Source organism: Pseudomonas sp. GW821-FHT02A08 (genome assembly GCF_059422045.1).
Genome location: NZ_JBWKWD010000024.1, coordinates 50,594 through 72,357 on the forward strand (window position 1 = coordinate 50,594; position 21,764 = coordinate 72,357).

Sequence of the window (21,764 nt, forward strand, 5' to 3'; positions counted from 1 at the left end):
AACCCTGTGGGAGCGGGCTTGCCCGCGAAGGCGATAGACCTGTCAATGCATCAGGACCGGTCTGTCTCAGACCCAGGCCACCGCCAACAACCCTGCCCCCAACACCACACACAACGGCGAGTAAACCCAGGTGTCGAGCCGGGCGAACTTCGAGCCTTTGACCTCTTTGAAAAAACCCACCAGCTCCGAATCGCCAATGGCCCGGGCAAACAGCAAAATCGCGATCGTGCTGATCACCCACTGCAACGACCGGTGATGCAAGGGTGGCAGGCACCAACCCACCCGCAAGCACACCAGCATGGCAATCAACAGCAACAGTCCGGCCACCACCAGCGTGATCCAGCCTCGCGGCTTGAACGCCGGCCTCAGTTGCGCACTGCCCTCCTGCGGTACTTGCGGGACCACCGCCACCGCCGCCCACTCGCCACCCAACGCCCAATAAACATGCACCAGACTGATCACGATGAAGATCGTCACCAGCGACTGAGCCAACAACAGGGTCATGGTTCAGAGTTCCTTGAAAGGGATATGAGCCGAACATTGTAGGAGCTAGCGCAGGCTGAGATGTCTTGATTTTGCTTTTTCATGACAAAGATCAAAAGATCCCGACCTGCGACAGCGCCTACAGGGCGGCGGAGACTTTATCCGCCACGTCCTTGGGCAGCCAGGCCCGCCAGACGTCTGGATGAGCCTTCATGAACGCCTGCGCCGCCTGGCGCGGTGGCGTATGTTTCTCGCTCATCTCGGCCAGCGCCTTGTTCAGCGGATCGATTGGAAAATCGACTTTGGCAAAGAACTCGGCAATGTGCGGATATTGCTTCTGGAAGGGGGCGGACACACCGATCGACAGCTTGGAGGCCAGGGAACGGGTCGGCTGTGGATTGGGGTTATCGGCGTCGGTCAGGGTCTTCCAGGCTTCGGCGTCGAACGGCGGCTCTTCGAGTTGAATCAGCTTGAAGCGGCCAAGTAACGGCGTGGGCGACCAGTAGTAAAACAGCACCGGCTTGCCACGATGAATTGACGAGCTGATCTCTGCATCCAGTGCCGCGCCCGACCCGCTGCGGAAATTCACGTAACTGTCGTCCAGCCCATACGCCTTGAGCTTCTGCTTGTTGACCACTTCCGAGGTCCAGCCGATAGGGCTGTTGAGGAAACGTCCCTTGGTCGGGGCTTCCGGGTCCTTGAACACGTCTTTGTAACGCGGCAGGTCGCTGACGCTGCGCAAGTCCGGCGCCAGCGGCTTGATGCCCTTGGCCGGGTCGCCCTTGATCACATATTCCGGCACCCACCAGCCTTCGGTAGCACCCTTGACCGTGTCGCCGAGGCTGACGACCTTGCCTTCGGCTTCCGCCTTGACCCAGACCGGGCTGCGACCGGCCCACTCTTCGCCAATGACCTGGATGTCATTGTTGGCCAGCGCGGTTTCCAGGGTGATGGTGGTGCCCGGCAAGGTGTCGGTCGGCAGCCCGTAGCCCTTCTCGACTATGATGCGCAGGACATCGGTAATCAGGCTGCCGCTTTCCCAGTTCAGGTCGGCGAAGTGGATCGGTGCCTGGGCGGCAGACGCCGGGGCGGGTGTCGCCAGCAAACCGAAAGTGGCCAGGACCGCAGCCAGCAACCGTCGAAATCCGTTCATGCTTTTGCACCTCATGCTGTTCACAGCAATAGCAGGATGGCCTGGCGGTAGACCGCGAAGCCTCTGAATACTCAGTCCAATGACTGTAGTAGAGGTTGCTGCTTTCGAGGTGCGCGGGTCAGTTTTCGCAAGTTTCCTGCAAACGCATCAGCTCTCGCCTGACCATGCTGGCGTATGGCGCCGGTTGCAGTTGGTAAAGCCGTGACGCCACCCAGTTCAGCCAGGCTCCTTGCAGAATGGTCTTCTGCCCGAACAACCGCCGCGCTTCGTCTTGAGCGCTGGCCAGGTTCTGTTCGTGGAAATCGGCGCGGGTCAGGGTCATCACTCGCTGGCCTTGAAGGTCACCAACTCGCCCTTGCGCCATTTGGCCGCCTTGGCGGTCACGGCCTTGAGGGTCTTGGTCAGGCCTTCCTGCAACTGTTGATGGGCGGCGAACACCATCACCACGCTGTGCCCTTCCTTGAACACGATCCCCTGACCGTCGGCCGTGGTCACGAAGGCGTAGTCGCCAATTCCGTAAACCGTCAGCTTGATGTCGCGGAACCTGATGTCCAGCTTGCCGCCTTCACGACTGGGCAGCACGGACGCGCTGAAATGATCGCCGACCTTGAGCTTGAGACCGGGCTTGTCGTCCACCACCAGGGCTGATTCGGTGTCGATTTCGGCAATGTAAATGCCTTCAGCGTTCTGTTCGGTGATGTAAACGAAACGTGACTGAAACTGCTTGACCAGCTTTGCGCGCAAATCACCCAGCACGAACAAAGCATGCATATCGAGATTACTTACTGCCAAGGAAACATCCCCACATCTGAATAATGGTGCCGTGCGCGAAAAATGAACGCACAGCCAAAAAAGCGGCAATGCCGAAGGTGTAGCCAAAGAACCCGGGTTGAAAGTCCTGAATGAGCAGTGCACTCATTCATCACGAAGTTTGAGAAGACTACTGGAACGTCACTCGCGTCGTCCTGACTGGTATTCGTCACAGGCTGAAGGAAAACACCCTTCCTGCTGCCAGAAAATTATGGACTATCAACTTCAGGGAAAAATCTCATCGAGAAAAAAACTTTTCCTACATATCGTCCGCAAAAAATTGCTTTAGATAAACATCATTCCCCCACCAGTGAGGGTGATTCTAGAGCAGCGATGCTCTTGGCGACTAGCCAAAACGACGTACATACGTCGGTAAAACAATGAAAAGGACTTCATATGTGCACGCTGACACACTTTGCCTATCCCTTGGTGCCTGACTCGAAAACAGCACAGAACCCGCCCCCGGCAGGGCCCGGCCTCCATGAACCAGCGCCCGATGCTCCGACCCGCCCGCGATTTCAGGTGGTAATGGCGGGCATTGCCTTCTTTCACATCAAGGATATTTCTACAGGCAGTGTAAGAGGTTTCCGAGCCAATCATAACGAAGCCTGTGCCCTCGCCCGGCTCCTTGAGTCACACGGTTGACATGCCCACCGCGCTCGCTTCCATCGACGTTTCGTCTGCCCGCCGACTTATCTCAGCCGTCGACGGGCAACTACTGCCATACTGCCCGCCCAATAAAACGGATCCGCAAAAATCGGGTGCGTTGACAACAACAATGTATTTCCAAGGGAAGTCTGCAACGTGACGGAATTTGATATCGGCGAGTTTTTTATCCGGGGTGAAGCCAGAGAAGTCGAGGGTGAATTTCAGGCCGTGATTGTCATGCGCGCCAAACCACCGCTCAAGACCGTGACGTATCACCAGGTCGAAAAGGATCGCTGGTTCAAAACCCCGGATGTCGCCGCCATCGCGGCCCAGGAATCGGCCAGGGAATTGAAGGCCGCGGTCGATGCGGGCGCATTGAATGCCTGATGGTCGGGTTGGCAGTCTATGCTCATTGTTGCACTTGAACATCGCGATCGAACTCCACCGCTGCCGCGCCCTCGAATCCTGGGTGCGCTTCGTCCCTCGACCCGACTGATGACCTGCAAGGAGATGAAGATGGAATCACCGACCCACGACTTGAAAGGCCTGTTCGACCAACTCGGCCTGGACTCCAGCCAGAAAGCGATCGACGACTTCATTGCCGGCCATTCCCTGGCTGACAACAAGAAACTCATCGACGCCGAGTTCTGGTCACCGCAACAGGCCGGCTTCCTCAAGGAACAACTTCGCGAAGACGCAGACTGGGCGCGGGTGGTCGACGACCTGAACCTGCGCATGCACCAGACCCACTGACAACCTCAATGCAGGCTGCCAGGACTTCAGGCGCTCAATTGCGCCTGCCAGGCAGCCTTGCACTCTTGCGCTTCTTCGCGACTGGAGAACGCCGTGCCCCGGCGCTCGCCATTGAGCAACACGACCCAGCAAACCTTGCGCCCCATGGAGCGAAGATTGGCGGGTACCCCGCTGCCGATCATGACCGCGACATCAACTTTGCCTTGCATGCTGCCCCCCGAACTTAATTAGCTACCTAATTAGTAGGCATGTTAATTAGTTTTTCGCCGAGGAAACAGCAAGACCCTGCACAGCTTAATTGCAGAATTTGCAACAATCATTCGGCAGACCGGGTTTTTCAGCGCGGCTTTTCCGGTTTGTAGCCCAGGCGCAAACCACCCCAATGCCGGCCCTTGAGCATGATCGGCACCGAAAGATCGTGCATCAGCTCGCCGGTATCACGGGTATAGGTTTGCAGCAGCACCGCCTTCTGATGGCTGCCGCAGCGGATCCCGGCTCGGTCAGCGAACTTGCGTTTGGTCCGGTTCTGCAAGGCATCGACCTGCGCATCTCCCGTCAACGGCTGGCTGAACACCTTGTTATGGGTCGGCACATAACCCTGTTGGGTGCAGGCGATGGCGAACACCAATCCTTCGTGACGCGGTAACAACGGTTCTTGTATCGCTGGCAAAACCTGATCGGTGTAGCGGTCGAAACGCGTCTGGTACTTGGCCGGGCTGGTATCGGGGATGACCTGGTAATTGCGGTCGAACAGATCGTCGAGACTGATTCGACCGGCATCGATATCCGCTTCGAAACGCGCTGCAATCTGGCTCGCGGCGTCCCGGGCCAGGTCATAGATTCGCTGGTGATAGTCATCCAGCCCCACTTCGGCAAGACGCTCGCTGATGGTTTCGGCCTGCCCTTCCATTTGCACCGCCGCCAGGGCCAGGCGCTGAGTCTGCTGGTCGCTGACCACCAGATCGCTGCGCATCTGCTCGATGGCGTGAAACAGGCTGTCGAGTTGTACGCAGTTGGTGTCTGCCCCTTGGGCGATCTCTGCGACCTGGGATTCGACGCTGGCCGCCAGACGGGCAATGTTCTCCAGGTGCTGCCCCGTCCGCGCTACCTGCTCGACACCGGAGTCCAGGTCGCTGGACAGTTGGCGGATCTGCTCCACCACCTGCGCCGTTCGCTGCTGGATGTCGGCCACCATTTCGCCCACCTCCCCCGTGGCGGTCGCCGTGCGTGCGGCGAGCCCGCGAACCTCGTCGGCCACCACGGCAAACCCGCGACCGTGCTCCCCCGCCCGCGCCGCTTCTATCGCGGCGTTCAACGCCAGCAGGTTGGTCTGGCTGGCGATGGACTGAATCACCAGGGTCACCCGCTGGATATCATCGCTGCGCAGGCTCAAGGCTTCGATCAGTTCACGGCTGTTGCTGGCGCGCTGGCTGAGCTGATGCATGCACGCGATGGACTCGATCAATTCCGTACGCCCGATCACTCCGCTTTGATGGGCTTCGCTGGCGGCACTGAGCGCCTGGCGACTGAGGGTCGAGGTGGCCTGTTCGGTGGTGATCATGACCTCGGCATTGCTGACGATCTGTGCCGCCGCCGTGAGCTGCGATTGCAGTTTGTCCGCCAGTTGCCGAACCGAAAACGCCACACCGGCGGCCGACAGTGCGTTATGGCTGGTGGTGCAGGAAAGATCGCGAGTCAACTCGCCGATGGCATCGGGGTTGGCGGGGGCAGCAGCCTGTGGAGTCGCGCGCGAACGCAGGCGAGGCAGCCAGACAATCAATACGGCCAGGGGCAGGCTAAAGTAGAGCGACCATCCGCCCAGCGTCATGCCACATAACAACAGCATCAGGGCGATGCTTTGCAGCGTTGGCGTCAACCAGCGGTTTTTCGGCAACAGCACGGGTGCGGGCACTGCCGCAACCAGAGACCCGTCTCTCGTCATCATCGTTACCCCGTAAAACTTCTAATTGTTGTCTTCGCATTAAACGCCACCATAAAGCCATTATCCATGAGCCTTTAGTCGCGAACGTTGCAGCAGATCAATAGAAGAACCGGGAAATCGAAGACGGCAGAAAACAAAGATCGCAGCCTGCGGCAGCGCCCTACTTCAATTGCGTAGGAGCTGCCGCAGGCTGCGATCTTTTCAAAGGCAGTCCATCTTGATGGACTGCCTCGCGGAATCAGGCCTGACGCTGGTGCTTGTCGATTTGCTCGTGACGTTCCTGAGCTTCGATGCAGTACTTGGTGGTCGGGCTGATCAGCAGGCGCTTGAGGCCAATCGGCTCGCCGCTGTCGTCGCACCAGCCGAAGCTGTCTTCCTTGATGCGCTCAAGGGCTTGTTCCAACTGAGGCAGCATGCGCTGGTCGCGATCGATCGCGTTCACCAGCCAGGTGCGCTCTTCTTCGACCGAAGCCGCGTCTGCCGGATCGGCCGGGGTGTCCAGGCTTTCGATGGCGATGCGGTTCTGTTCGATGCGCTCATGGGTTTCGACTTTCATGTTCTGCAACAGCTCGGAGAAAAAAGCATGTTGCTCGGCATTCATGTAGTCATCCGCCGGCATGGCCAGCAACTTGTCCTTTGTCATTGATATCTCTATAAAAAAACGTGCATTAAGGCGAATAAGGGAGCGTTCCGGCAGACCTGGGCAGGCCATCGGAAAGGCGCCGTTTGTTCCAAGCGCCACCCGGCACTCAATTTACGAGGGGCGGCAGTCTACGGCCGACTTGAGGCCTCAGCAACCGAAAAGACTGCGAATTTGTCCGACAAAGCCCGGAAAATGCTCTAAGGCAGGCTTTGAGGCGGTAATCGGAGTGCGTTTATAGCAAGAAATTCAATCGAGCGGCTGTATATAGAAGACAAACGGCTGGCACCGGGCATAATTCACGGTCATTTGCAGGGCCGCGAACCTCAGCTAAGGTTGTCCCTCCCGAAATGGCCATATAAAGGAAAGGACCATGAAGCTGATCGGTATGCTGGACTCGCCCTATGTCAGGCGCGCCGCCATTTCTGCCAAATGCCTGGGAATCGCGCTGGAACACCGATCGGTCTCGGTGTTCCGCCACTTCGAACAATTCAGCCAGATCAACCCGGTGGTCAAGGCACCCACCCTGGTGCTGGATGACGATGAGGTGTTGATGGACTCGACACTGATCATCGACTACCTGGAAACCCTGGCCGATAACAGCCTGATGCCCGTCGAACCGGGTCAGCGTCTGCGCGCGTTGCGCCTGATCGGCCTGGCCCTGGCCGCCAGCGAAAAATCCGTGCAGCTTTACTACGAACGCAATCTGCGGCCGCAGGAGATTCAATTCGAACCCTGGGTGCAGCGGGTCGAAGGACAATTGACGGCAGCCTATTCGGCGCTTGAGCGGGAGCTGGAAAAGCAGTCGCTGAAAACTGACGGTTCGATTGAGCAGGATGGCATTACCCTCGCCGTGGCCTGGAGTTTTACCAATCTGGTGGTACCGGATCAGGTGAATGCGGTGCAGTTTCCGCGGATTGCTGCGTTCACGGCGTATGCCGAAGGGCTTGATGTGTTTGTGAGTACACCGATCGATTAAAAAAAGGTTGCCTGATCTGGCCCCATCGCGAGCAAGCTCGCTCCCACAGGGGATTGCGTTCCCTTGTGGCAGCGACTTTGTTCAGCGGGTTTTATGCATTGACCGAAGCCCGGAATTTCCATGAACTTTTATTTAGAAAGCCTGCGGTCATTTCTTGGCAAAATGCCGCACAACGTTGTGAACATTTAATCAGGCCAGCCCTATGACCCGCATCTTGACCATCGAAGACGACGCCGTGACCGCCCGGGAGATTGTCGCCGAACTGAGTAGCCACGGCCTCGAGGTCGACTGGGTCGACAATGGCCGCGAAGGGCTGGAGCGTGCAGTCAGCGGCAACTACGACCTGATCACCCTCGACCGCATGCTGCCCGGGCTCGATGGCCTGGCGATCGTTACCACCCTGCGGACCATGGGCGTGGCCACACCGATCCTGATGATCAGCGCCCTGTCCGACGTCGATGAGCGCGTGCGCGGCCTGCGCGCCGGCGGCGACGACTACCTGACCAAACCCTTCGCCACCGATGAAATGGCCGCCCGGGTCGAAGTCCTGCTGCGTCGGCAGAACACCGTCACCGCCGAGGCCACCACGTTGCGGGTGGCGGATCTGGAACTGAACCTGATCAGCCACGAAGCCAGCCGCGACGGTCAACTGCTGACGCTATTGCCCACCGAATACAAACTGCTGGAATTCCTGATGCGCAATACCGGGCAAATCCTCTCGCGGATGATGATTTTCGAGGAAGTCTGGGGTTACCACTTCGACCCCGGCACCAACCTGATCGACGTACACATCGGCCGTCTGCGCAAGAAGATCGACCCACCCGGCAATGCCCCACTGATTCGGACCGTGCGAGGCTCGGGTTATGTCATTGCCGAACCCGTCTAAAGGCTGGCGCTCTTCCAGCAGCCGTCTGCTGGCGCTCTACAGTTCGCTGTTCGTGATCTGGAGCGGGATCCTCATGGGGGTCATGTACTACGAGGTTTCCGCTTACCTGGACAACCTGGCCAAGCATTCGCTGATGCAACGCCAGCACCTGTTTTCGCGTTTCTCCGACGAGCAACTGGTGGACGCCCTCGCCGTCAGCATGACCTTCGACATCCGCGGCATCGACGCCTACGGCCTGTTCGATGCCCAACACCGTTACCTCAGCGGGGCCCTGCGTGACATTCCGGACGGTTTGCCGCTCGATGGCAAGATCCACATGCTGCGCGACTGCGATGCCTCCGACGACAGCGACGAGCAGACTCTGCCCGCCGACAGTTGCGACGCCGTGGCGACCCGCACCCTCGACGGCCGCTGGCTGGTGCTGGTGCGCGACAACGGTTCGTTGTTCGCCGTGACCCGGATCATCCTTCACGCCTTGTTCTGGGGTATGACCCTGACCATCGTGCCGGGCATTGTCGGCTGGTATTTGCTGCGCCGGCGTCCATTGCGGCGCATTCGCGGGATTCAGGCCAGCGCCGAAGCCATCGTCGCCGGCGATCTGAGCCGGCGCTTGCCACTGTCCAATCGGCGTGACGAACTGGACATGCTCGCCGCCATCGTCAACGCCATGCTCGAACGCATCGAGCGCTTGATGAACGAGGTCAAGGGCGTGTGCGACAACATCGCCCATGACCTGCGCACGCCCCTGACCCGTCTGCGCGCGCAGCTTTACCGCATGCAACAGCAAGCCGGCGAAGGCTCGCCGCAGGCCATGCAACTGGACCTGGTGCTGGCCGAGGCCGATACGCTGATGGCGCGTTTCCGTGGCTTGCTGCGGATCTCCGAACTGGAAGACCGCCAGCGTCGCTCAGGTTTCGTGCAAATGGACCCGGTGGCGCTGCTGCAAGAGCTGCATGAGTTCTACCTGCCCCTGGCGGAAGACGACGGCCTGGTGTTCCAGTTGCACCTGCCTGCGTCATTGCCGCCCCTCAATGGCGACCGGGCGCTGATGTTCGAAGCGGTGGCGAACCTGCTCAGCAACTCGATCAAATTCACCCCGCCCGGCGGCGCGGTGATCCTGCGCGGGGTCAATGATGGCGGGCACACGCGAATCGAAGTGCTCGATTCCGGTCCGGGCATTCCCGAAGCGGAACGTGAAGCGGTGTTCCAGCGCTTCTATCGCGCCGAGGCGGGCAATCATAAAAGCGGCTTCGGGCTGGGGCTGTCCATCGTCGCGGCGATTGTCAGCCTGCACGGGTTTACCCTGGAAGTGGGCAGCAGCGAATTGGGTGGCGCGCGGCTGGTGCTTGATTGTCGGGAGAGTTTGATAGCGCAGACCTAGTGTTCATCCGAAGATCAAAACAGATCCTTTGTGGGAGCGGGCTTGCTCGCGAATGCGGTTTCTCATTCAACAAATATGTTGTTTGACTCTCCGCTTTCGCGAGCAAGCCCGCTCCCACAGGAAATGGTGTTTTGACTGTCAGGCCGGGTAATTGGCCCGCAGCGCTTGAAGTCCGCCCTGATAGATGCCGGTAAACAACGCCTCCACTTCCTCGTTGCTCACGCCCACCGGTTCGAACCTCCCGGACCAGGTCACCCGCGCGCCCTCGCCTTGGGCTTGAACCTTGATCGTCGACAGATAATCGGTCGCCGGAAACGGTGCCTGTAAAATCGAGTAGCTGTAGGTTTGGGCCGCGTTATCGAACGCTTGCAGGCGTTCGATCACCACTGCGCCGTCCGCCGTTTGCAGGCTGCGCACGCGCCCGCCTTCACTCAGTTCGCTCTTGGGAATGAACGGCAGCCAGTCCGGCAGTGAGTTGAAACCGCCAATCAATTGCCAGACCTGATCGGCTGAAGCCGGGATGTCGATGAAGGCTGATGCAGTTGCCATGAAATACGCTCTCCAATCAATAAGGTTCAGATGGCCAGGCTGTCGACGACACCGCCGTCGACCCGCAAGGCAGCACCGGTGGTGGCCGAGGATAACGGCGAAGCGATGTAGGCCACCAGATTGGCGACTTCCTCGACATCCGCCACGCGCTGGATGATCGACGTCGGCCGGGCCTTGCGCACGAACGCATCGGCTTCGTCCCGGGCGCTGCGTCCGGATTCGGCCATGGCGTCCTTGAGCATGTCTTCCAGGCCATCGGTAAAGGTCGGGCCGGGCAGGATCGCATTGACCGTCACGCCGGTGCCGGCCAGGCGTTTGGCCAGGCCATGGGACACCGCCAGGTTGGCGCTTTTGGTCACGCCATAGTTGATCATGTCCGCCGGGGTCGCCACGCCGGATTCCGAAGACAGGAAGATCACCCGCCCCCAGCCCTGCTTGACCATGTCCGGCGTGTAATGCCGGGACAGGCGCACGCCGGAGATCACGTTGACCTCGTAGAAGCGCGTCCACTCACTGTCCGGTGCGTCGAAGAAATCCACGGTATTGAAGATCCCGAGGTTGTTCACCAGGATGTCCGCCCGAGGTTCGGCGGCGAACAATATTTCGGCACCTTCGGCGGTGCCCAGGTCGGCGGTCACCCCACGCAATTGCGCGGCAGGAACACGCTGGCGAATGCTCACCATTGCCTGCTCGACCTTGGCCGTGTCGCGGCCGATCACCACCACCGTGGCACCCGCCTCGGCCAGTGCCTGGCTGATGCCCAGGCCAATGCCGGCGGTGCTGCCGCTGACGATTGCCAGTTTTCCACTCAAATCAATCTTCATGTTCAAGCTCCAATGAGGGGCAAGGGTGCGTGCTCGGAAACCAGTTTTGCTTCACGCATCGCCTGCCAGAATGCTGCGGGGATCACCGCCGATAACGCGGCCACATCTTCGGCGATCCGGTCCGGACGGCTGGACCCGGGAATTACCGCGGCCACTGCCGGGTTAGCCAACGAGAATTGCAATGCAGCGGCTTTGACATCGACACCGTGGGCCGCCGCAATGCGCTTGATCTGCTCGACTTTGTTGATGATCGCCGGGCTGGCCTTCTGGTATTCGAAGTGCGCACCACCGGCGAGGATGCCCGAGCTGTACGGGCCACCGACCACGATTTCGACGTTCTGCGCCAGGGCCGCGTCCATCAATCGCTGCAAGGCACGATCATGGTCGAGAAGAGTGTAGCGACCCGCCAGCAGAAAACCGTCCGGCTGCGCTTCGCTCAGATCAAGGGTCAGCTCGCACGGCTCGACCTTGTTCACCCCCAGGCCCCACCCCTTGATCACACCCTCTTCGCGCAAACGGGTCAGCACTTTGAAGGCACCGGTACGGGCCTGGTTGAAGTACTCCAGCCACTGATCGCCGTAGAAATCCTGGGCGATATCGTGCACCCAGACGATGTCCAGGCGATCGGTTTGCAGGCGCTTGAGGCTGTCCTCGATCGAACGCATCGTTGCATCGGCGCTGTAGTCGTTGACGATCCTGTTCGGCCGGCCGTGCTCGAACACCCCGCTCTTCTCGCCCAGGTCACGGGCGGTGGCATCTTCGACTTCATCGAGGATCACCCGGCCGACCTTGCTGCTCAGTACATAGTCGTCACGGTTGTAGCGCGACAGTGCGCTGCCAAGGCGAATCTCCGACAGACCCGAACCGTAGAACGGCGCGGTATCGAAGTAGCGCACGCCGGCATCCCAGGCGGCATGGACAGTCGCCTGCGCTTCTTGTTCCGGGATGGCGCGGAACATATTGCCCAGCGGCGCGGTGCCGAAACCCAGCACGCCGGGCAGTTTGTCTTTCAAGCTCATGGATGATTCCTCGTCAGTAGTCAGGGGTCAGTGATGACCGTTGAGCAGATGCTAGATTGCGAGGATCTGACCGTCCAAGACATAATGTGCAGCACTTGAGTCCCTACAGGTCTGACATGATCGACATCCGCCAATTGCGCTACTTCGTCGCCGTCGCCGAGGAAGAACACGTCGGGCGCGCGGCCGAACGCCTGCACATTTCCCAGTCGCCCCTGAGCCGGCAGATCGCCCAGCTCGAAGAACGCCTGGGCCTGACCCTGTTCGAGCGCAGCCAGCAACGCATCCGCCTGACCCGCGACGGCCAGACCTTCCTCGCCGAAACCCGCGCCCTGTTGACCCACGCCAATCGCCTGGAATCTCTCGGCAAGCGTCTGGGGCGCGGCGAAGAAGGCGGCCTGTGCATTGGCTACATCGAAAATGCCATGCACGCCGGCGTGCTGCCCAATGCCTTGCGCGTGCTGCGGGTCGACCGGCCGAACGTACACGTGGCGCTGTACAACCTCAGCTCGGCCGAACAACTCGAAGGCTTGCGCCAGCGAAGTCTGGATATTGCCCTGGTGAGCGAACCACCGACCGAAGACGACCCGGACCTGCTGGGTTTCCAGGTGCTGGACGACCCGATGCTGCTGGCCCTGCCCGAGCACCATCGGCTGGTGCAGCAGACTGTGCTGACCCCGGCCGACCTCGCCGACCAGGAATGGATCGGCGTGCAGCACCGACAGAACGCCAGCTGCCACGACGACTTCGTCAGCGCCTGCATCCGCGCCGGTTTCACGCCGGACATCCGCATGGAGGCCACCGAACCTTTCACCGCGCTTGGGTTGGTGGCGTCGGGGCTGGGTATCGCGATGATCCAGAAAGGCCTGAGCCGCAATGCACCGCCGGGCGTGGTGCTGCGGGAAGTGCCGTGGATTTGCTTCACCACGCCTTTGTGGGCGGCGTGGCACCGGATCAATCTGCGGCCGCTGGTGGAGACATTCAGGAAGGTGCTGACGGAGCCTGAATCCAACACACAACACTGTGGGAGCGGGCTTGCCCGCGATTGCGATCTACCTGCCAACAAAACCGTCGGCTGACACTCCGCCATCGCGGGCAAGCCCGCTCCCACAGGTTTCGTGCTCAGCCCAAAGCCATGTTTTTGTCGTGACAACCGCACATTAAACATCGACTGACCGCCATTGTTTAACGGCTGTCAGCGTAACTTGATGAAAGCTACAGCGCCTTGCGTCATTGCCTACGGTTACGCCAGAATCCGCCGGCTTACGCGCCTTGGGTCCGGGCTTTATCGTTAGCCGGTCGCTGAAAAACAGCGATCGGGTTTGGTAGCCCGGACTAATTAGGCGCATAGCGCACCGTTTGCAGACCTTTCAGGTCTCTGTTTTTATGGTGGCCATGCGCAGGGCTCTCTCGGGAGCGCCGGGTTCCTAATTACCGGTCTACCAACCCGCGTATGGCCGCCACCCCTCGTTTGGTAGCGAGGGCTGAAGGCTCCGTGATTTCAATTAGGAGTTCCATCAATGATCAAGCCCACACCCAATCCCCCGGAAACAAATCCAGCCTCCCCCTACGAAAGCCCCGACTCCAAGCAATTCCACGAAGCGGCCGAGCGCGCCCTCAATCACTACCTCAACCCCGCCGCCAACATCATGGCCACGCCCCACAAACCGTCCACGATGTTCACCATCAACCCCGACATCGACACCGAGACCCTGTTGGCCCACGCCTGCGAATCACTGGCCTCGGCCAATGTGATGACCAACGATCTGGCGGGTTTTCTTGAGGGCTCGCACCGCAACACACTGCTGGGCATTGCTCAGGTCATCATGCTGGGTGAGTTGGCAGTGAACCGGGCGCTGGATCGACTTGATCCGCCTGGGTAAAGCGCCGAACGTGTGGGAGCGAGCTTGCTCGCGATGGCGGCAGCACATCCAACATCCATGGAGCGGGGTCAACGATAACGATCCGGCAGAACGCTGGTTGCGCTCGAAAATTGCACAGCACATGGCGGCGCCACTATCGGGGCATTGATCGACTGCAGGACCATCGGTTCAGATTCGCGCAGATACACCGGCATGTCGGTCACCGGTGGCATGGCCGGAATCTCGAAGTACATCTGCACCACCCAGCCACGGTGATAGCTGGCGTGGTTGACCACGTGCATCAGCATCGCGCCGGCGCTCATGGTGCCGCTTTCGCCCGAGACAAAGGTGAATTCCAGGAGCTTGTCCAGGGAGGCGTCGGTTTGCCGGGCGCTCCAGTCGCAGTACCAGCGATCAATGGCTTTTTGCGCCATGCGCAGTTCGGACAGATCGGCGTGCAGCAGGTCGTGTGAGGTCTTGAAGCCATGTCCCCGGCCTTCAAGGTGCGCTTGCCAGATGCAATCGACCACGTAGACATGATTGAGGGTGCCGATCATGTTTTTGAACACCGACACCCGTTCTTTTTTGACTTCGCCCGGAGGGAGCGCCGCGAGGCTGTCAAAGAGGCGCTGATTGGCCCAGCGTTTGTAATCGGCCAGCAGGCAGGCAGTGCGTACGGTGATCATCAGAGTTCTCCGATGGCGGTAAGCGCACTCCCTAGCATAGACCCGATGGCCGCAAAGCAGTGCCGGCCCTGATCATCGGTCGTCCAGGCATTTCACTACGAGTTCGGCGAGCGCCAGGCAACTGGTCAATCCCGGTGATTCGATGCCGAACAGGTTGACCAGCCCCGGCACCCCATGTTCGGCGCGAGCGCTGATGAGAAAGTCGGCGGCCGGTTCAGTCGGCCCGCTGATTTTCGGGCGAATGCCGCTGTAGGCCGGTTGCAGGCTGTTGTCCGGTAGACCCGGCCAATAGCGGCGGATCGCCTGATAGAACCCCTCGGCCCGGTGGGGTTCGACGCGATAATCGATGTGTTCGACCCATTCGACATCCGGCCCGAAGCGCGCCTGCCCGCCCAGGTCCAGGGTCATGTGTACACCCAGTCCGGCGCTCTCCGGGGCCGGATACACCAGGTGGCGAAACGGCGCCCGGCCGCTGAGACTGAAATAGCTGCCCTTGCACAGATGCGCCCGGGGAATGAATGGCCCCGGCAAACCGACGATACTGCTCGCCACCTCGGGCGCGGACAGCCCCGCGCAGTTGATCAATTCGCGGCAGCACAGCGTCATGGGTTGACTGCCACCGATGTGCAACTCGAAACCCCGTTCGATGCAACGGGCCGACAGCAGCGGCGTGTGCAGGGCCAGCGTGGCGCCGAATCTCTGGGAATCGCCCTGGAGCGCCAGCATCAGCCCATGGGAGTCGACGATACCGGTAGACGGCGACCACAGCGCCGCGACGCAGGACAACTCCGGTTCAAGCTCCCGGGCCTGCGGGCCATCCAGCCATTGCAGGTCATCGACACCATTGAGATGCCCCTGCCGCAACAGACGCTGCAAAGCCGAGCGCTGCTGCTCATCGGTGGCCACGATCAGCTTGCCCACGCGCCGGCAATCGACACCGTGCGTATCGCAATACGCATAGAGACGCTGCTTGCCCTCCACGCACAACCGCGCCTTGAGGCTGCCGCCCGGGTAATAGATGCCGGCGTGAATCACTTCTGAATTACGCGAACTGATGCCCGTGCCGATACCCCCGCCGGCCTCGACCACCAGCACTTCCCGCCCGCTCATGGCCAAGGCCCTGGCCACCGCCAGCCCGACCACACCAGCCCCGATCACCACGCTTTGAATATCGATGTTCAACGACCCAGCCTCCCTCTCACCCCGTTCCTCGCCAATGCCAGGGAACTCTCGGCGACCGCCACGCATCCTAAACTATGTGGTACTTCCCTTATGCTTCATGCTGTCGGAGGACACCCTCATGCGCCGCATATTTATCATTTCTTCCCTGGTACTTTGTTTACCCTTCGGCTCGGCTCTGGCCAAAGTGGATGCGGGTGACGTCGCCACTTCCGCCGGGGTTTCCGCCTCGCTGTACTCGACGTTCAAAGACGACAAACTCATGATTCCCGCCCGGGATGACGCTTCCAGCTTCGTCGCCAGCGGCGGTGCGATCCGTGGTGCTTACCTGGAGGCGCTGTTGAAAAAAGTGCGCCAGGATAATCCCGCCCTCAACAACGCAAGCGACGAAGACCTGGCCCGCGCCATTCTCGTCCGGGAAGGCGTTGCCACCGATCACTGAAGATCGTCATCGCCAGCGGTGGGGCTTGTGACAGCGCGATAGCGTTTGCGGCCCTACCCGGCGTGCGTGCCAGTGGACAAGCGTGCCCAGCCGGCCACGAGTTGCGCATTGATACTCACCCCGCCGCACACCACGATCACCACGTCATTGGCGTCGGCAATCGCCGGGTGATCCAGGTAGGCAATCGCCAAAGAAACCCCGCACGCCGGTTCGACCAACTGACGCAAATCATTGGCGTAACGCACCACACCCATGATCGCCTCATCATCACTGAGCACCACGCACTCATGGGAGAAATCGCCGATGTGCCTGACCGGCCAGGCGGCAACTTGCGCGGCGCCCAGGGACGTGGCGACCGTGTCGATTTTCGGTAGTTTGACCGGGTGCCCGGCCGCCACCGCCGCGGCGAACGACGCCGCGCCTTCGGTTTCGCAGGCTACGATGCGGCAATCGGTGTGCCGATGACGAATCAGTCCGGTGAGCAGCCCCGCCAGCAAACCACCGCCGCCCACCGATGTCACCAGCACATCCACTGGCGGGCAGTCTTCAAGGATTTCATCGACCATGGTGCTGTGCCCTTCCCACAACACCGGGTGGTCGAAGGCCGGCACGAATTCACTGCGTGGGTCCTGGGCGAGCTCCCGTGCCCGTTGATTGGCGTCGTCCCAGACCTTGCCGTGCACGATCACCTCGGCACCGGTATTGCTGATCCGCGTCCGGGTGCTTTGCGGGGTGGTGTGTGGCACCACGATACATGCCTTGAGCCCCAGGCATGCAGCGGCCATGGCCGTGGCCAGTCCCGCGTTACCGCCGGAGGGGCAGACCACCTTGCGCTTGCCCTGCTGCGCCGCCCGGCTGCACAGCAACCCGATGCCGCGTATTTTGAACGAGCCGCCAGGTTGCAGGTTTTCCAGTTTCAACCAGATACGGCGGGACGGGGTCGAGAGGCCAGGGTGCAGGATCAAAGGCGTGCGGATGTGAAGCATACAGGCTCCTGTTTCACGCCACCGGCTCGCCGAACAGGTCAACGAGCCAGCGGTGAACGGTCCTCTCATGCAAGTCTAGTTCACCCGGTCCGGGGTGACCGTCTCAGCGATAACGCGGCGCCGCCACGCAATTGCCAAACAACCCGGACAGCGTCCGGCGCTGGGCTTCGTAACGGTCCCACTGGCTGCCATCGTGCAGCCCGGGAATGGTCACCACTTCGCCGGCCGCCAGGCCAACGAGCGCGGCATCGACCATGTCTTCGGCGGACATCACGATTTCCTTCGGCAGGTTTTCCACCGGGTTGCCGGCCTCGCTCCAGAAATCGGTGGCGGTCGCACCCGGCAACACCGCCTGGATGCGTATGCCTTTGTCTGCCAGTTCATGCTGCATCGACTGGCTCAGGCTCAAGACGAACGCTTTGGTCCCGCCGTACACGCCGTTGAGGATTTGCGGGGCGATGGCGACGATGGAGGCGATGTTGATCACGGTGCCGGTACCCCGGGCGACGAAGCCGGGTAAGGCGGCATAGGCCAGGCGCATCAACGCCGTCACGTTGAGGTTGATCATCGCTTCCATGTCGTCCACGGGACTGGCGAGCAACGGCATGACGCCACCGACCCCGGCGTTGTTGACCAACAAGGTGATGCTGGCGTCGTTATGCAGAATCTGCTCGACCCGCAGCGAATCCGCCTTGATCGTCAGGTCGGCGGCCACCACCTCCACGGTGCGCCCGGTTTCGTCGCTCAAATGACTGGCCAGGGTATTGAGTCTGGCCCGGCTGCGGGCCACCAGGATCAGGTCGTACCCCTGCCGGGCCAGGCGGTCGGCATACACCGCGCCAATGCCCGAAGAAGCGCCGGTGATCAGTGCAGTGCCTTTGGATGAAAGCGCCATGGTGCAATTCCTCTACGGTGAGGCGAGAGATTCGCCGGGTGCACACCGTTATAAAGGGACTTACGCTTGTCTCAAATGACGTTTAAAGTACGTTTTCAGGACATGACCGTTTGAGGACAGGCTCATGATCAGCATCGCATTCGTGGTTTTCGAGGGTTTCCAGTCCATGGCGCTGGCCGCCATGCCGGTGTTCGAATACGCCAATTTCAGTGCCGCAGAGGCGCTGTATGACGTGCGCGTGCTGTCCGAAAACGGTCACAACCTGCGGGCCTCCGGCGGCTTGAGCGTCGGCACCGAGGCATTCGACGGGCGAGTGTTCGACACGGTGATCGTGGTCGGTGGCGACTCCATCGTCGAACAGGCGCCCGAGGCCGTGCTGGATTACCTGCGGGCCAGCATCAACACTGCACGCCGTACGGCGTCGATCTGCTCCGGGGCGTTCGTCATGGCCCAGGCCGGCTTGCTCGACGGACGGCGGGCCACCACCCACTGGGCCTACGCCCGGGAACTGCAGGCGCGGTTTCCGGCGATCAAGGTCGAGGCCGATCGCATCTACGTGATCGATGGCTCGATCTGGACCTCCGCCGGCATGACGGCGGGTATCGACCTCGCCCTGGCCATGGTGGAAAAGGACCACGGTGCCGAGCTGGCACGGGCCGTGGCACAGAAACTGGTGATGTACCACCGCCGCGCTGGCGGCCAGTCGCAGCACTCGGCGCTGCTGGAGCTGGAGCCTAAATCCGATCGTATTCAAACCGTGCTCGGCTACGCCCGGGAGCACCTGGCCCAGCCCCTTTCGGTGGAGCAACTGGCGCAAGTGGCCAACCTCAGTCCCCGGCAATTCAGCCGGGCGTTTCGCGCTGAAACCGGGCAATCGCCGGCCAAGGCCATCGAAAACCTGCGCCTGGAAGCGGCGCGACAGATGCTCGAACGCGGACGCCTGACGCTTGACCAGATCGCCCTGGAAACCGGGTTCACAGACCGCCGACGCATGCGCGAAACGTTCCTGCGGGCGTTCGGGCAACCACCACAGGCGATTCGGCGCAATGCGCGAGCAGAGGTGCTTTGATCGCTCCCCGGCCCAGCGAGGGAATCATCAGTCTCGACACTGAACACACCGGAGGTTACTTCTGGAGGCACCATGAAAATCTCGGCCAAACTGGCGTTTTTCGCCGTCGTCAGCACCCTCGCCTACCTCGCCCTGGCGATCTGGGGACTGGGTGGTTTCGCAGCCTATTTCAGCCACGGTCCACTGGTCGTCGTCGCCCTGGCCACCCTGATCATGGCTGTCGCATCACTGTTCACCGAGGTCAACCTGAGTTCGGGTGAGCGCGAAGACCGGGCCAATCGCTGGGTCCTCCCGGCCTTCGGGGTGATCGGTGTGCTGAGCGGTTTTCTACCGGCCTATACCGACCGCGTTGATTTCTGGACTTTTGGCGGTGAAGGCGTGCGCTGGCTCGGGGCGCTGTTGTTCATCGTCGGCGGCGCGCTACGGTTGTGGCCGGTGTTTGTGCTGGGCAAGCGCTTCAGCGGGCTGGTGGCCATCCAGCCGGGGCATCGGCTGGTCACCGATGGGATTTACCGTAATCTGCGCAACCCCAGCTACCTGGGGATGATGGTCATCGCCGTGGGCTGGGCGCTGGCGTTTCGTTCGGGGGTCGGGTTGCTGCTGGCAGCACTGACCCTGATTCCGCTGATTGCCCGGATTCGTTCGGAAGAGGCTTTGCTGAAGGCGCAGTTCGGCAGCGAATACGAGGCCTATTGCGCCCGCAGCTGGCGGCTGATCCCTAAAATTTACTGAATCAGACACAAAAACCTGTGGGAGCGGGCTTGCCCGCGAAAGCGGTCCATCATTCAAACAACATGTCGACTGAAAGGACGCTTTCGCGAGCAAGCCCGCTCCCACATTAGACGGCGAGCAGGCGCAGGCCAGCGGCATCCTCCTGAACCCGCACCGACTCATAACTTGCCAACGTCCCATGCAACGTCTCGATCGGCTGCTCATGGGTCGCCGTGACAATCATCAAGTCCGCCCCCGCCGCCTCGGCCGCCAGAATTCCCACCGTGGCGTCTTCAAAAACCAGGCACTGCCCAGGCTCGACACCCAGGCGTCGGGCCGCGAGGCGGTAACACGCGGGGTCTGGTTTGCCGACGATCACATCCTCGGCGGTAATCTTGACGGCAGGCTCGGGAATCCCCGCTGCCGCCATTCGCCGCAATGCCAGCTCCCGCGGGGCGGAAGTGACGATGGCCCATTGGCTGGCTGGCAAGGACCGCAGGAATTTCGCCGCGCCAGCCACTTCCAAAACCCCTTCGACGTCGATGACTTCCGCTTCGGTAATCCACGCGGCTTCGGCCTCGGCATCCACCCCGGGCAAGCCCAGGCGCCTGATGGTGTCGATGGCGCGGGCACCGTGAATGGTCGGCAGGAAGCTGTCGACATCGACACCATGGCGCACGGCCCAGGTGGTCCAGACGCGCTCGGCGGCGGCAATGGAGGTCAGGACGGTGCCATCCATGTCGAACAGAAAGGCACGGTAAGTCGAGTTGAAAACAGGGTGATCGGACAAGGAAAAGAACCTCGCGGGTGCCGGACGGATTTGCCCGGCAATGTAGCATCTGCGCGCAGGTCAGTTGAGTCGTTTGGACTTGAAGGTCTGTCCCACGCAATCGAGCAGCCCGCCAATCATCCAGGGTTTTTTGATGAAGGAGACCGCGTGCCGCACACCTGCGCTTTCAGGGGTTTCGAAACCGGACATGATCATGATCGGCTTGTCCGGCCAGCGATCGCCGAACTGGTTGGCCAGGTCCGCACCATTGAGCGTGCCGGGCATGGTGATGTCCGTCAACAGCATGCCCACCTGCGGCGCATGCTGTTCCAGATAGATGGCTGCCGCGTCCGCACTGACATGCGGCTCGACGACAAAGCCTTCCTCCTGAAGAATCTCACAGAGAAACTCCAGGATCAGCGGGTCATCCTCAACCACCAGAATCAACCCGCCAGGAAGATCTCCGCCCGCTGTCGGTACTCGACTCATGACCGTGCCGCTCCCTGATTGCCTCAATGATTTCGCGGGTTCTAGCCCGCCACTTAAAGTTATGAGCAGCGCAGACCGCGGAAATTCATTTTTGATACAGCCAGGCGACCGGCATCAAGCGTGCTGATCAATCTTGCCCATCAGGCGGCTGCCCTGGATCACTTCATCGGTGTCCTTTTGAGGGGCGACAAATACCTGTGGGAGCGAGCTTGCTCGCGATGGCGTCGGGTCAGTCAATAGATGTATTGACTGACACTATGCAATCGCGAGCAAGCTCGCTCCCACAGGGTTTGCGGTTGTTTGTGCTTACTGCGACATAGCATCCTTTTTCATTGTGTCTTTGGACATGGCGTCTTTTTTCATGCCGTCCTTGTTCATGGAGTCCTTGGACATCGCATCCTTGGACATGCTGTCTTTGGACATGGCGTCCCTGGACATCGAATCGGTCTTCTTCATCGCATCCTTGGACATGGCGTCCTTGGACATCGAATCCTTGCTCATGCCGTCATTACTCATCGTGTCAGCAGCGAACACAGAGGCAGCACCAACGGCCAGGCACATGGACAGAACAACGGTGGTCAACTTTTTCATGATGAATCTCCTTGGAGCACG

28 protein-coding genes are annotated in these 21,764 nt (G+C 60.6%); 11 read left to right on the forward strand and 17 right to left on the reverse strand.

Features of this window, described 5'->3' with window-relative positions; translation table 11 throughout:
• Nucleotides 1-66: 66 nt before the first annotated feature.
• The 4 genes from AC07W4_RS17705 to AC07W4_RS17720 all read right to left on the reverse strand — a co-directional run bounded on the left by AC07W4_RS17705 (nucleotide 67) and on the right by AC07W4_RS17720 (nucleotide 2,407).
• Entirely contained in the window at nucleotides 67-504 is a 438-nt protein-coding gene (locus tag AC07W4_RS17705) for a DUF3995 domain-containing protein (protein WP_495033329.1), read from the reverse strand.
• Between the two features lie 118 nt (nucleotides 505-622).
• Nucleotides 623-1,636 (reverse strand): ABC transporter substrate-binding protein, encoded by a 1,014-nt coding sequence (locus tag AC07W4_RS17710; protein WP_495033330.1) that lies wholly within the window; start codon nucleotides 1,634-1,636, stop codon nucleotides 623-625.
• Nucleotides 1,637-1,754: 118 nt separating this feature from the next.
• A complete protein-coding gene (locus tag AC07W4_RS17715; RefSeq protein ID WP_495033331.1) occupies nucleotides 1,755-1,958 on the reverse strand; it encodes a hypothetical protein in 204 nt (67 codons plus the stop codon).
• Nucleotides 1,958-2,407 (reverse strand): hypothetical protein, encoded by a 450-nt coding sequence (locus tag AC07W4_RS17720; protein WP_172435400.1) that lies wholly within the window; start codon nucleotides 2,405-2,407, stop codon nucleotides 1,958-1,960. Before AC07W4_RS17720 ends, AC07W4_RS17715 begins: the two co-directional genes overlap by 1 nt.
• A 435-nt stretch (nucleotides 2,408-2,842) precedes the next feature.
• Between AC07W4_RS17720 and AC07W4_RS17725 the strand changes: the two genes are divergently transcribed.
• The 3 genes from AC07W4_RS17725 (at nucleotide 2,843) to AC07W4_RS17735 (ending at nucleotide 3,847) form a co-directional block, all read left to right on the forward strand.
• On the forward strand, nucleotides 2,843-3,091 hold the full coding sequence (locus tag AC07W4_RS17725; RefSeq protein WP_008052571.1) for a hypothetical protein: 249 nt from the start codon (nucleotides 2,843-2,845) through the stop codon (nucleotides 3,089-3,091).
• A gap of 159 nt (nucleotides 3,092-3,250) precedes the next feature.
• Entirely contained in the window at nucleotides 3,251-3,481 is a 231-nt protein-coding gene (locus AC07W4_RS17730) for a hypothetical protein (RefSeq protein WP_008052572.1), read from the forward strand.
• A gap of 129 nt (nucleotides 3,482-3,610) precedes the next feature.
• Nucleotides 3,611-3,847 carry a DUF2789 domain-containing protein gene (locus tag AC07W4_RS17735; protein WP_495033332.1) on the forward strand — a complete coding sequence of 79 codons (237 nt, stop codon included), beginning with the start codon at nucleotides 3,611-3,613 and terminating at the stop codon, nucleotides 3,845-3,847.
• 26 nt (nucleotides 3,848-3,873) lie between these two features.
• Here AC07W4_RS17735 and AC07W4_RS17740 read toward each other — a convergent pair whose 3' ends face one another.
• The 3 genes from AC07W4_RS17740 to AC07W4_RS17750 all read right to left on the reverse strand — a co-directional run bounded on the left by AC07W4_RS17740 (nucleotide 3,874) and on the right by AC07W4_RS17750 (nucleotide 6,432).
• The gene (locus AC07W4_RS17740) at nucleotides 3,874-4,056 is read right to left on the reverse strand and encodes a hypothetical protein (protein ID WP_032829815.1); all 183 of its coding nucleotides are present in this window, start codon (nucleotides 4,054-4,056) and stop codon (nucleotides 3,874-3,876) included.
• A 128-nt stretch (nucleotides 4,057-4,184) separates the two neighbouring features.
• Nucleotides 4,185-5,792 (reverse strand): methyl-accepting chemotaxis protein, encoded by a 1,608-nt coding sequence (locus AC07W4_RS17745; protein ID WP_495033333.1) that lies wholly within the window; start codon nucleotides 5,790-5,792, stop codon nucleotides 4,185-4,187.
• A 235-nt stretch (nucleotides 5,793-6,027) separates the two neighbouring features.
• On the reverse strand, nucleotides 6,028-6,432 hold the full coding sequence (locus tag AC07W4_RS17750; RefSeq protein WP_007935965.1) for a TraR/DksA family transcriptional regulator: 405 nt from the start codon (nucleotides 6,430-6,432) through the stop codon (nucleotides 6,028-6,030).
• A 370-nt stretch (nucleotides 6,433-6,802) separates the two neighbouring features.
• Here AC07W4_RS17750 and AC07W4_RS17755 point away from each other — a divergent pair, with 370 nt between their 5' ends.
• The 3 genes from AC07W4_RS17755 to AC07W4_RS17765 all read left to right on the forward strand — a co-directional run bounded on the left by AC07W4_RS17755 (nucleotide 6,803) and on the right by AC07W4_RS17765 (nucleotide 9,675).
• Nucleotides 6,803-7,408: a glutathione S-transferase family protein gene (locus AC07W4_RS17755; protein WP_495033334.1), complete on the forward strand. Its 606-nt coding sequence runs from the start codon at nucleotides 6,803-6,805 to the stop codon at nucleotides 7,406-7,408.
• Between the two features lie 202 nt (nucleotides 7,409-7,610).
• A complete protein-coding gene (locus AC07W4_RS17760) occupies nucleotides 7,611-8,294 on the forward strand; it encodes a response regulator transcription factor (RefSeq protein WP_495033335.1) in 684 nt (227 codons plus the stop codon).
• On the forward strand, nucleotides 8,272-9,675 hold the full coding sequence (locus AC07W4_RS17765; protein ID WP_495033336.1) for a sensor histidine kinase: 1,404 nt from the start codon (nucleotides 8,272-8,274) through the stop codon (nucleotides 9,673-9,675). The genes AC07W4_RS17760 and AC07W4_RS17765 overlap by 23 nt, the downstream gene beginning before the upstream one ends.
• A gap of 138 nt (nucleotides 9,676-9,813) precedes the next feature.
• Here the strand turns inward: AC07W4_RS17765 and AC07W4_RS17770 are convergent, their stop codons facing one another.
• The 3 genes from AC07W4_RS17770 to AC07W4_RS17780 are packed head-to-tail and all read right to left on the reverse strand — an operon-like array spanning nucleotide 9,814 to nucleotide 12,067.
• Nucleotides 9,814-10,224: an SRPBCC family protein gene (locus AC07W4_RS17770; RefSeq protein WP_495033337.1), complete on the reverse strand. Its 411-nt coding sequence runs from the start codon at nucleotides 10,222-10,224 to the stop codon at nucleotides 9,814-9,816.
• Between the two features lie 26 nt (nucleotides 10,225-10,250).
• Nucleotides 10,251-11,048, reverse strand: a complete 798-nt coding sequence (locus AC07W4_RS17775) for an SDR family NAD(P)-dependent oxidoreductase (RefSeq protein WP_008052580.1) — start codon at nucleotides 11,046-11,048, stop codon at nucleotides 10,251-10,253.
• A 2-nt stretch (nucleotides 11,049-11,050) separates the two neighbouring features.
• Complete coding sequence (locus tag AC07W4_RS17780) at nucleotides 11,051-12,067, reverse strand: aldo/keto reductase (protein WP_495033338.1); 1,017 nt, start codon at nucleotides 12,065-12,067, stop codon at nucleotides 11,051-11,053.
• Nucleotides 12,068-12,183: 116 nt separating this feature from the next.
• On the opposite strand from AC07W4_RS17780, the gene AC07W4_RS17785 reads away from it, so the two are divergent.
• A complete protein-coding gene (locus tag AC07W4_RS17785) occupies nucleotides 12,184-13,143 on the forward strand; it encodes a LysR substrate-binding domain-containing protein (protein WP_495033339.1) in 960 nt (319 codons plus the stop codon).
• A 441-nt stretch (nucleotides 13,144-13,584) separates the two neighbouring features.
• Complete coding sequence (locus AC07W4_RS17790; protein WP_495033340.1) at nucleotides 13,585-13,947, forward strand: DUF6124 family protein; 363 nt, start codon at nucleotides 13,585-13,587, stop codon at nucleotides 13,945-13,947.
• A gap of 68 nt (nucleotides 13,948-14,015) precedes the next feature.
• Here AC07W4_RS17790 and AC07W4_RS17795 read toward each other — a convergent pair whose 3' ends face one another.
• Together AC07W4_RS17795 and AC07W4_RS17800 are read right to left on the reverse strand one after the other, a co-directional pair.
• Complete coding sequence (locus AC07W4_RS17795; RefSeq protein WP_008052587.1) at nucleotides 14,016-14,612, reverse strand: DinB family protein; 597 nt, start codon at nucleotides 14,610-14,612, stop codon at nucleotides 14,016-14,018.
• A gap of 72 nt (nucleotides 14,613-14,684) precedes the next feature.
• The gene (locus AC07W4_RS17800; protein WP_495033341.1) at nucleotides 14,685-15,794 is read right to left on the reverse strand and encodes an NAD(P)/FAD-dependent oxidoreductase; all 1,110 of its coding nucleotides are present in this window, start codon (nucleotides 15,792-15,794) and stop codon (nucleotides 14,685-14,687) included.
• A gap of 118 nt (nucleotides 15,795-15,912) precedes the next feature.
• Here AC07W4_RS17800 and AC07W4_RS17805 point away from each other — a divergent pair, with 118 nt between their 5' ends.
• Complete coding sequence (locus AC07W4_RS17805; protein WP_008052591.1) at nucleotides 15,913-16,233, forward strand: DUF2388 domain-containing protein; 321 nt, start codon at nucleotides 15,913-15,915, stop codon at nucleotides 16,231-16,233.
• Between the two features lie 53 nt (nucleotides 16,234-16,286).
• On the opposite strand, the gene AC07W4_RS17810 is transcribed toward AC07W4_RS17805, so the two are convergent.
• Nucleotides 16,287-17,219, reverse strand: a complete 933-nt coding sequence (locus tag AC07W4_RS17810; protein ID WP_008052593.1) for a pyridoxal-phosphate dependent enzyme — start codon at nucleotides 17,217-17,219, stop codon at nucleotides 16,287-16,289.
• Between the two features lie 103 nt (nucleotides 17,220-17,322).
• Nucleotides 17,323-18,114: an SDR family NAD(P)-dependent oxidoreductase gene (locus tag AC07W4_RS17815; RefSeq protein ID WP_495033342.1), complete on the reverse strand. Its 792-nt coding sequence runs from the start codon at nucleotides 18,112-18,114 to the stop codon at nucleotides 17,323-17,325.
• A gap of 124 nt (nucleotides 18,115-18,238) precedes the next feature.
• Here AC07W4_RS17815 and AC07W4_RS17820 point away from each other — a divergent pair, with 124 nt between their 5' ends.
• Together AC07W4_RS17820 and AC07W4_RS17825 are read left to right on the forward strand one after the other, a co-directional pair.
• Complete coding sequence (locus tag AC07W4_RS17820) at nucleotides 18,239-19,183, forward strand: GlxA family transcriptional regulator (protein WP_495033343.1); 945 nt, start codon at nucleotides 18,239-18,241, stop codon at nucleotides 19,181-19,183.
• A gap of 72 nt (nucleotides 19,184-19,255) precedes the next feature.
• Nucleotides 19,256-19,915, forward strand: coding sequence for a methyltransferase family protein (locus tag AC07W4_RS17825; RefSeq protein WP_495033344.1), 660 nt, complete (start codon nucleotides 19,256-19,258; stop codon nucleotides 19,913-19,915).
• 106 nt (nucleotides 19,916-20,021) lie between these two features.
• Here the strand turns inward: AC07W4_RS17825 and AC07W4_RS17830 are convergent, their stop codons facing one another.
• The 3 genes from AC07W4_RS17830 to AC07W4_RS17840 form a co-directional block, all read right to left on the reverse strand.
• The gene (locus tag AC07W4_RS17830; RefSeq protein ID WP_495033345.1) at nucleotides 20,022-20,684 is read right to left on the reverse strand and encodes an HAD-IA family hydrolase; all 663 of its coding nucleotides are present in this window, start codon (nucleotides 20,682-20,684) and stop codon (nucleotides 20,022-20,024) included.
• Nucleotides 20,685-20,744: 60 nt separating this feature from the next.
• Nucleotides 20,745-21,152 carry a response regulator gene (locus tag AC07W4_RS17835; protein ID WP_495033346.1) on the reverse strand — a complete coding sequence of 136 codons (408 nt, stop codon included), beginning with the start codon at nucleotides 21,150-21,152 and terminating at the stop codon, nucleotides 20,745-20,747.
• Between the two features lie 306 nt (nucleotides 21,153-21,458).
• Nucleotides 21,459-21,743 (reverse strand): pentapeptide MXKDX repeat protein, encoded by a 285-nt coding sequence (locus AC07W4_RS17840; RefSeq protein WP_495033347.1) that lies wholly within the window; start codon nucleotides 21,741-21,743, stop codon nucleotides 21,459-21,461.
• Nucleotides 21,744-21,764: the final 21 nt, after the last annotated feature.

Bases quoted from the DNA above. Each gene is read 5' to 3' on its own strand.
- AC07W4_RS17810 (WP_008052593.1), bottom strand. From the start codon at position 17,219: ATGCTTCACATCCGCACGCCTTTGATCCTGCACCCTGGCCTCTCGACC.
- AC07W4_RS17725 (WP_008052571.1), top strand. From the start codon at position 2,843: ATGTGCACGCTGACACACTTTGCCTATCCCTTGGTGCCTGACTCGAAA.
- AC07W4_RS17705 (WP_495033329.1), bottom strand. From the start codon at position 504: ATGACCCTGTTGTTGGCTCAGTCGCTGGTGACGATCTTCATCGTGATC.
- AC07W4_RS17745 (WP_495033333.1), bottom strand. From the start codon at position 5,792: ATGATGACGAGAGACGGGTCTCTGGTTGCGGCAGTGCCCGCACCCGTG.
- AC07W4_RS17735 (WP_495033332.1), top strand. From the start codon at position 3,611: ATGGAATCACCGACCCACGACTTGAAAGGCCTGTTCGACCAACTCGGC.
- AC07W4_RS17770 (WP_495033337.1), bottom strand. From the start codon at position 10,224: ATGGCAACTGCATCAGCCTTCATCGACATCCCGGCTTCAGCCGATCAG.
- AC07W4_RS17720 (WP_172435400.1), bottom strand. From the start codon at position 2,407: ATGCATGCTTTGTTCGTGCTGGGTGATTTGCGCGCAAAGCTGGTCAAG.
- AC07W4_RS17760 (WP_495033335.1), top strand. From the start codon at position 7,611: ATGACCCGCATCTTGACCATCGAAGACGACGCCGTGACCGCCCGGGAG.
- AC07W4_RS17755 (WP_495033334.1), top strand. From the start codon at position 6,803: ATGAAGCTGATCGGTATGCTGGACTCGCCCTATGTCAGGCGCGCCGCC.
- AC07W4_RS17750 (WP_007935965.1), bottom strand. From the start codon at position 6,432: ATGACAAAGGACAAGTTGCTGGCCATGCCGGCGGATGACTACATGAAT.
- AC07W4_RS17785 (WP_495033339.1), top strand. From the start codon at position 12,184: ATGATCGACATCCGCCAATTGCGCTACTTCGTCGCCGTCGCCGAGGAA.
- AC07W4_RS17765 (WP_495033336.1), top strand. From the start codon at position 8,272: ATGTCATTGCCGAACCCGTCTAAAGGCTGGCGCTCTTCCAGCAGCCGT.
- AC07W4_RS17775 (WP_008052580.1), bottom strand. From the start codon at position 11,048: ATGAAGATTGATTTGAGTGGAAAACTGGCAATCGTCAGCGGCAGCACC.
- AC07W4_RS17795 (WP_008052587.1), bottom strand. From the start codon at position 14,612: ATGATCACCGTACGCACTGCCTGCCTGCTGGCCGATTACAAACGCTGG.
- AC07W4_RS17805 (WP_008052591.1), top strand. From the start codon at position 15,913: ATGCGCCGCATATTTATCATTTCTTCCCTGGTACTTTGTTTACCCTTC.
- AC07W4_RS17780 (WP_495033338.1), bottom strand. From the start codon at position 12,067: ATGAGCTTGAAAGACAAACTGCCCGGCGTGCTGGGTTTCGGCACCGCG.
- AC07W4_RS17825 (WP_495033344.1), top strand. From the start codon at position 19,256: ATGAAAATCTCGGCCAAACTGGCGTTTTTCGCCGTCGTCAGCACCCTC.
- AC07W4_RS17840 (WP_495033347.1), bottom strand. From the start codon at position 21,743: ATGAAAAAGTTGACCACCGTTGTTCTGTCCATGTGCCTGGCCGTTGGT.
- AC07W4_RS17715 (WP_495033331.1), bottom strand. From the start codon at position 1,958: ATGACCCTGACCCGCGCCGATTTCCACGAACAGAACCTGGCCAGCGCT.
- AC07W4_RS17815 (WP_495033342.1), bottom strand. From the start codon at position 18,114: ATGGCGCTTTCATCCAAAGGCACTGCACTGATCACCGGCGCTTCTTCG.
- AC07W4_RS17740 (WP_032829815.1), bottom strand. From the start codon at position 4,056: ATGCAAGGCAAAGTTGATGTCGCGGTCATGATCGGCAGCGGGGTACCC.
- AC07W4_RS17710 (WP_495033330.1), bottom strand. From the start codon at position 1,636: ATGAACGGATTTCGACGGTTGCTGGCTGCGGTCCTGGCCACTTTCGGT.
- AC07W4_RS17835 (WP_495033346.1), bottom strand. From the start codon at position 21,152: ATGAGTCGAGTACCGACAGCGGGCGGAGATCTTCCTGGCGGGTTGATT.
- AC07W4_RS17790 (WP_495033340.1), top strand. From the start codon at position 13,585: ATGATCAAGCCCACACCCAATCCCCCGGAAACAAATCCAGCCTCCCCC.
- AC07W4_RS17820 (WP_495033343.1), top strand. From the start codon at position 18,239: ATGATCAGCATCGCATTCGTGGTTTTCGAGGGTTTCCAGTCCATGGCG.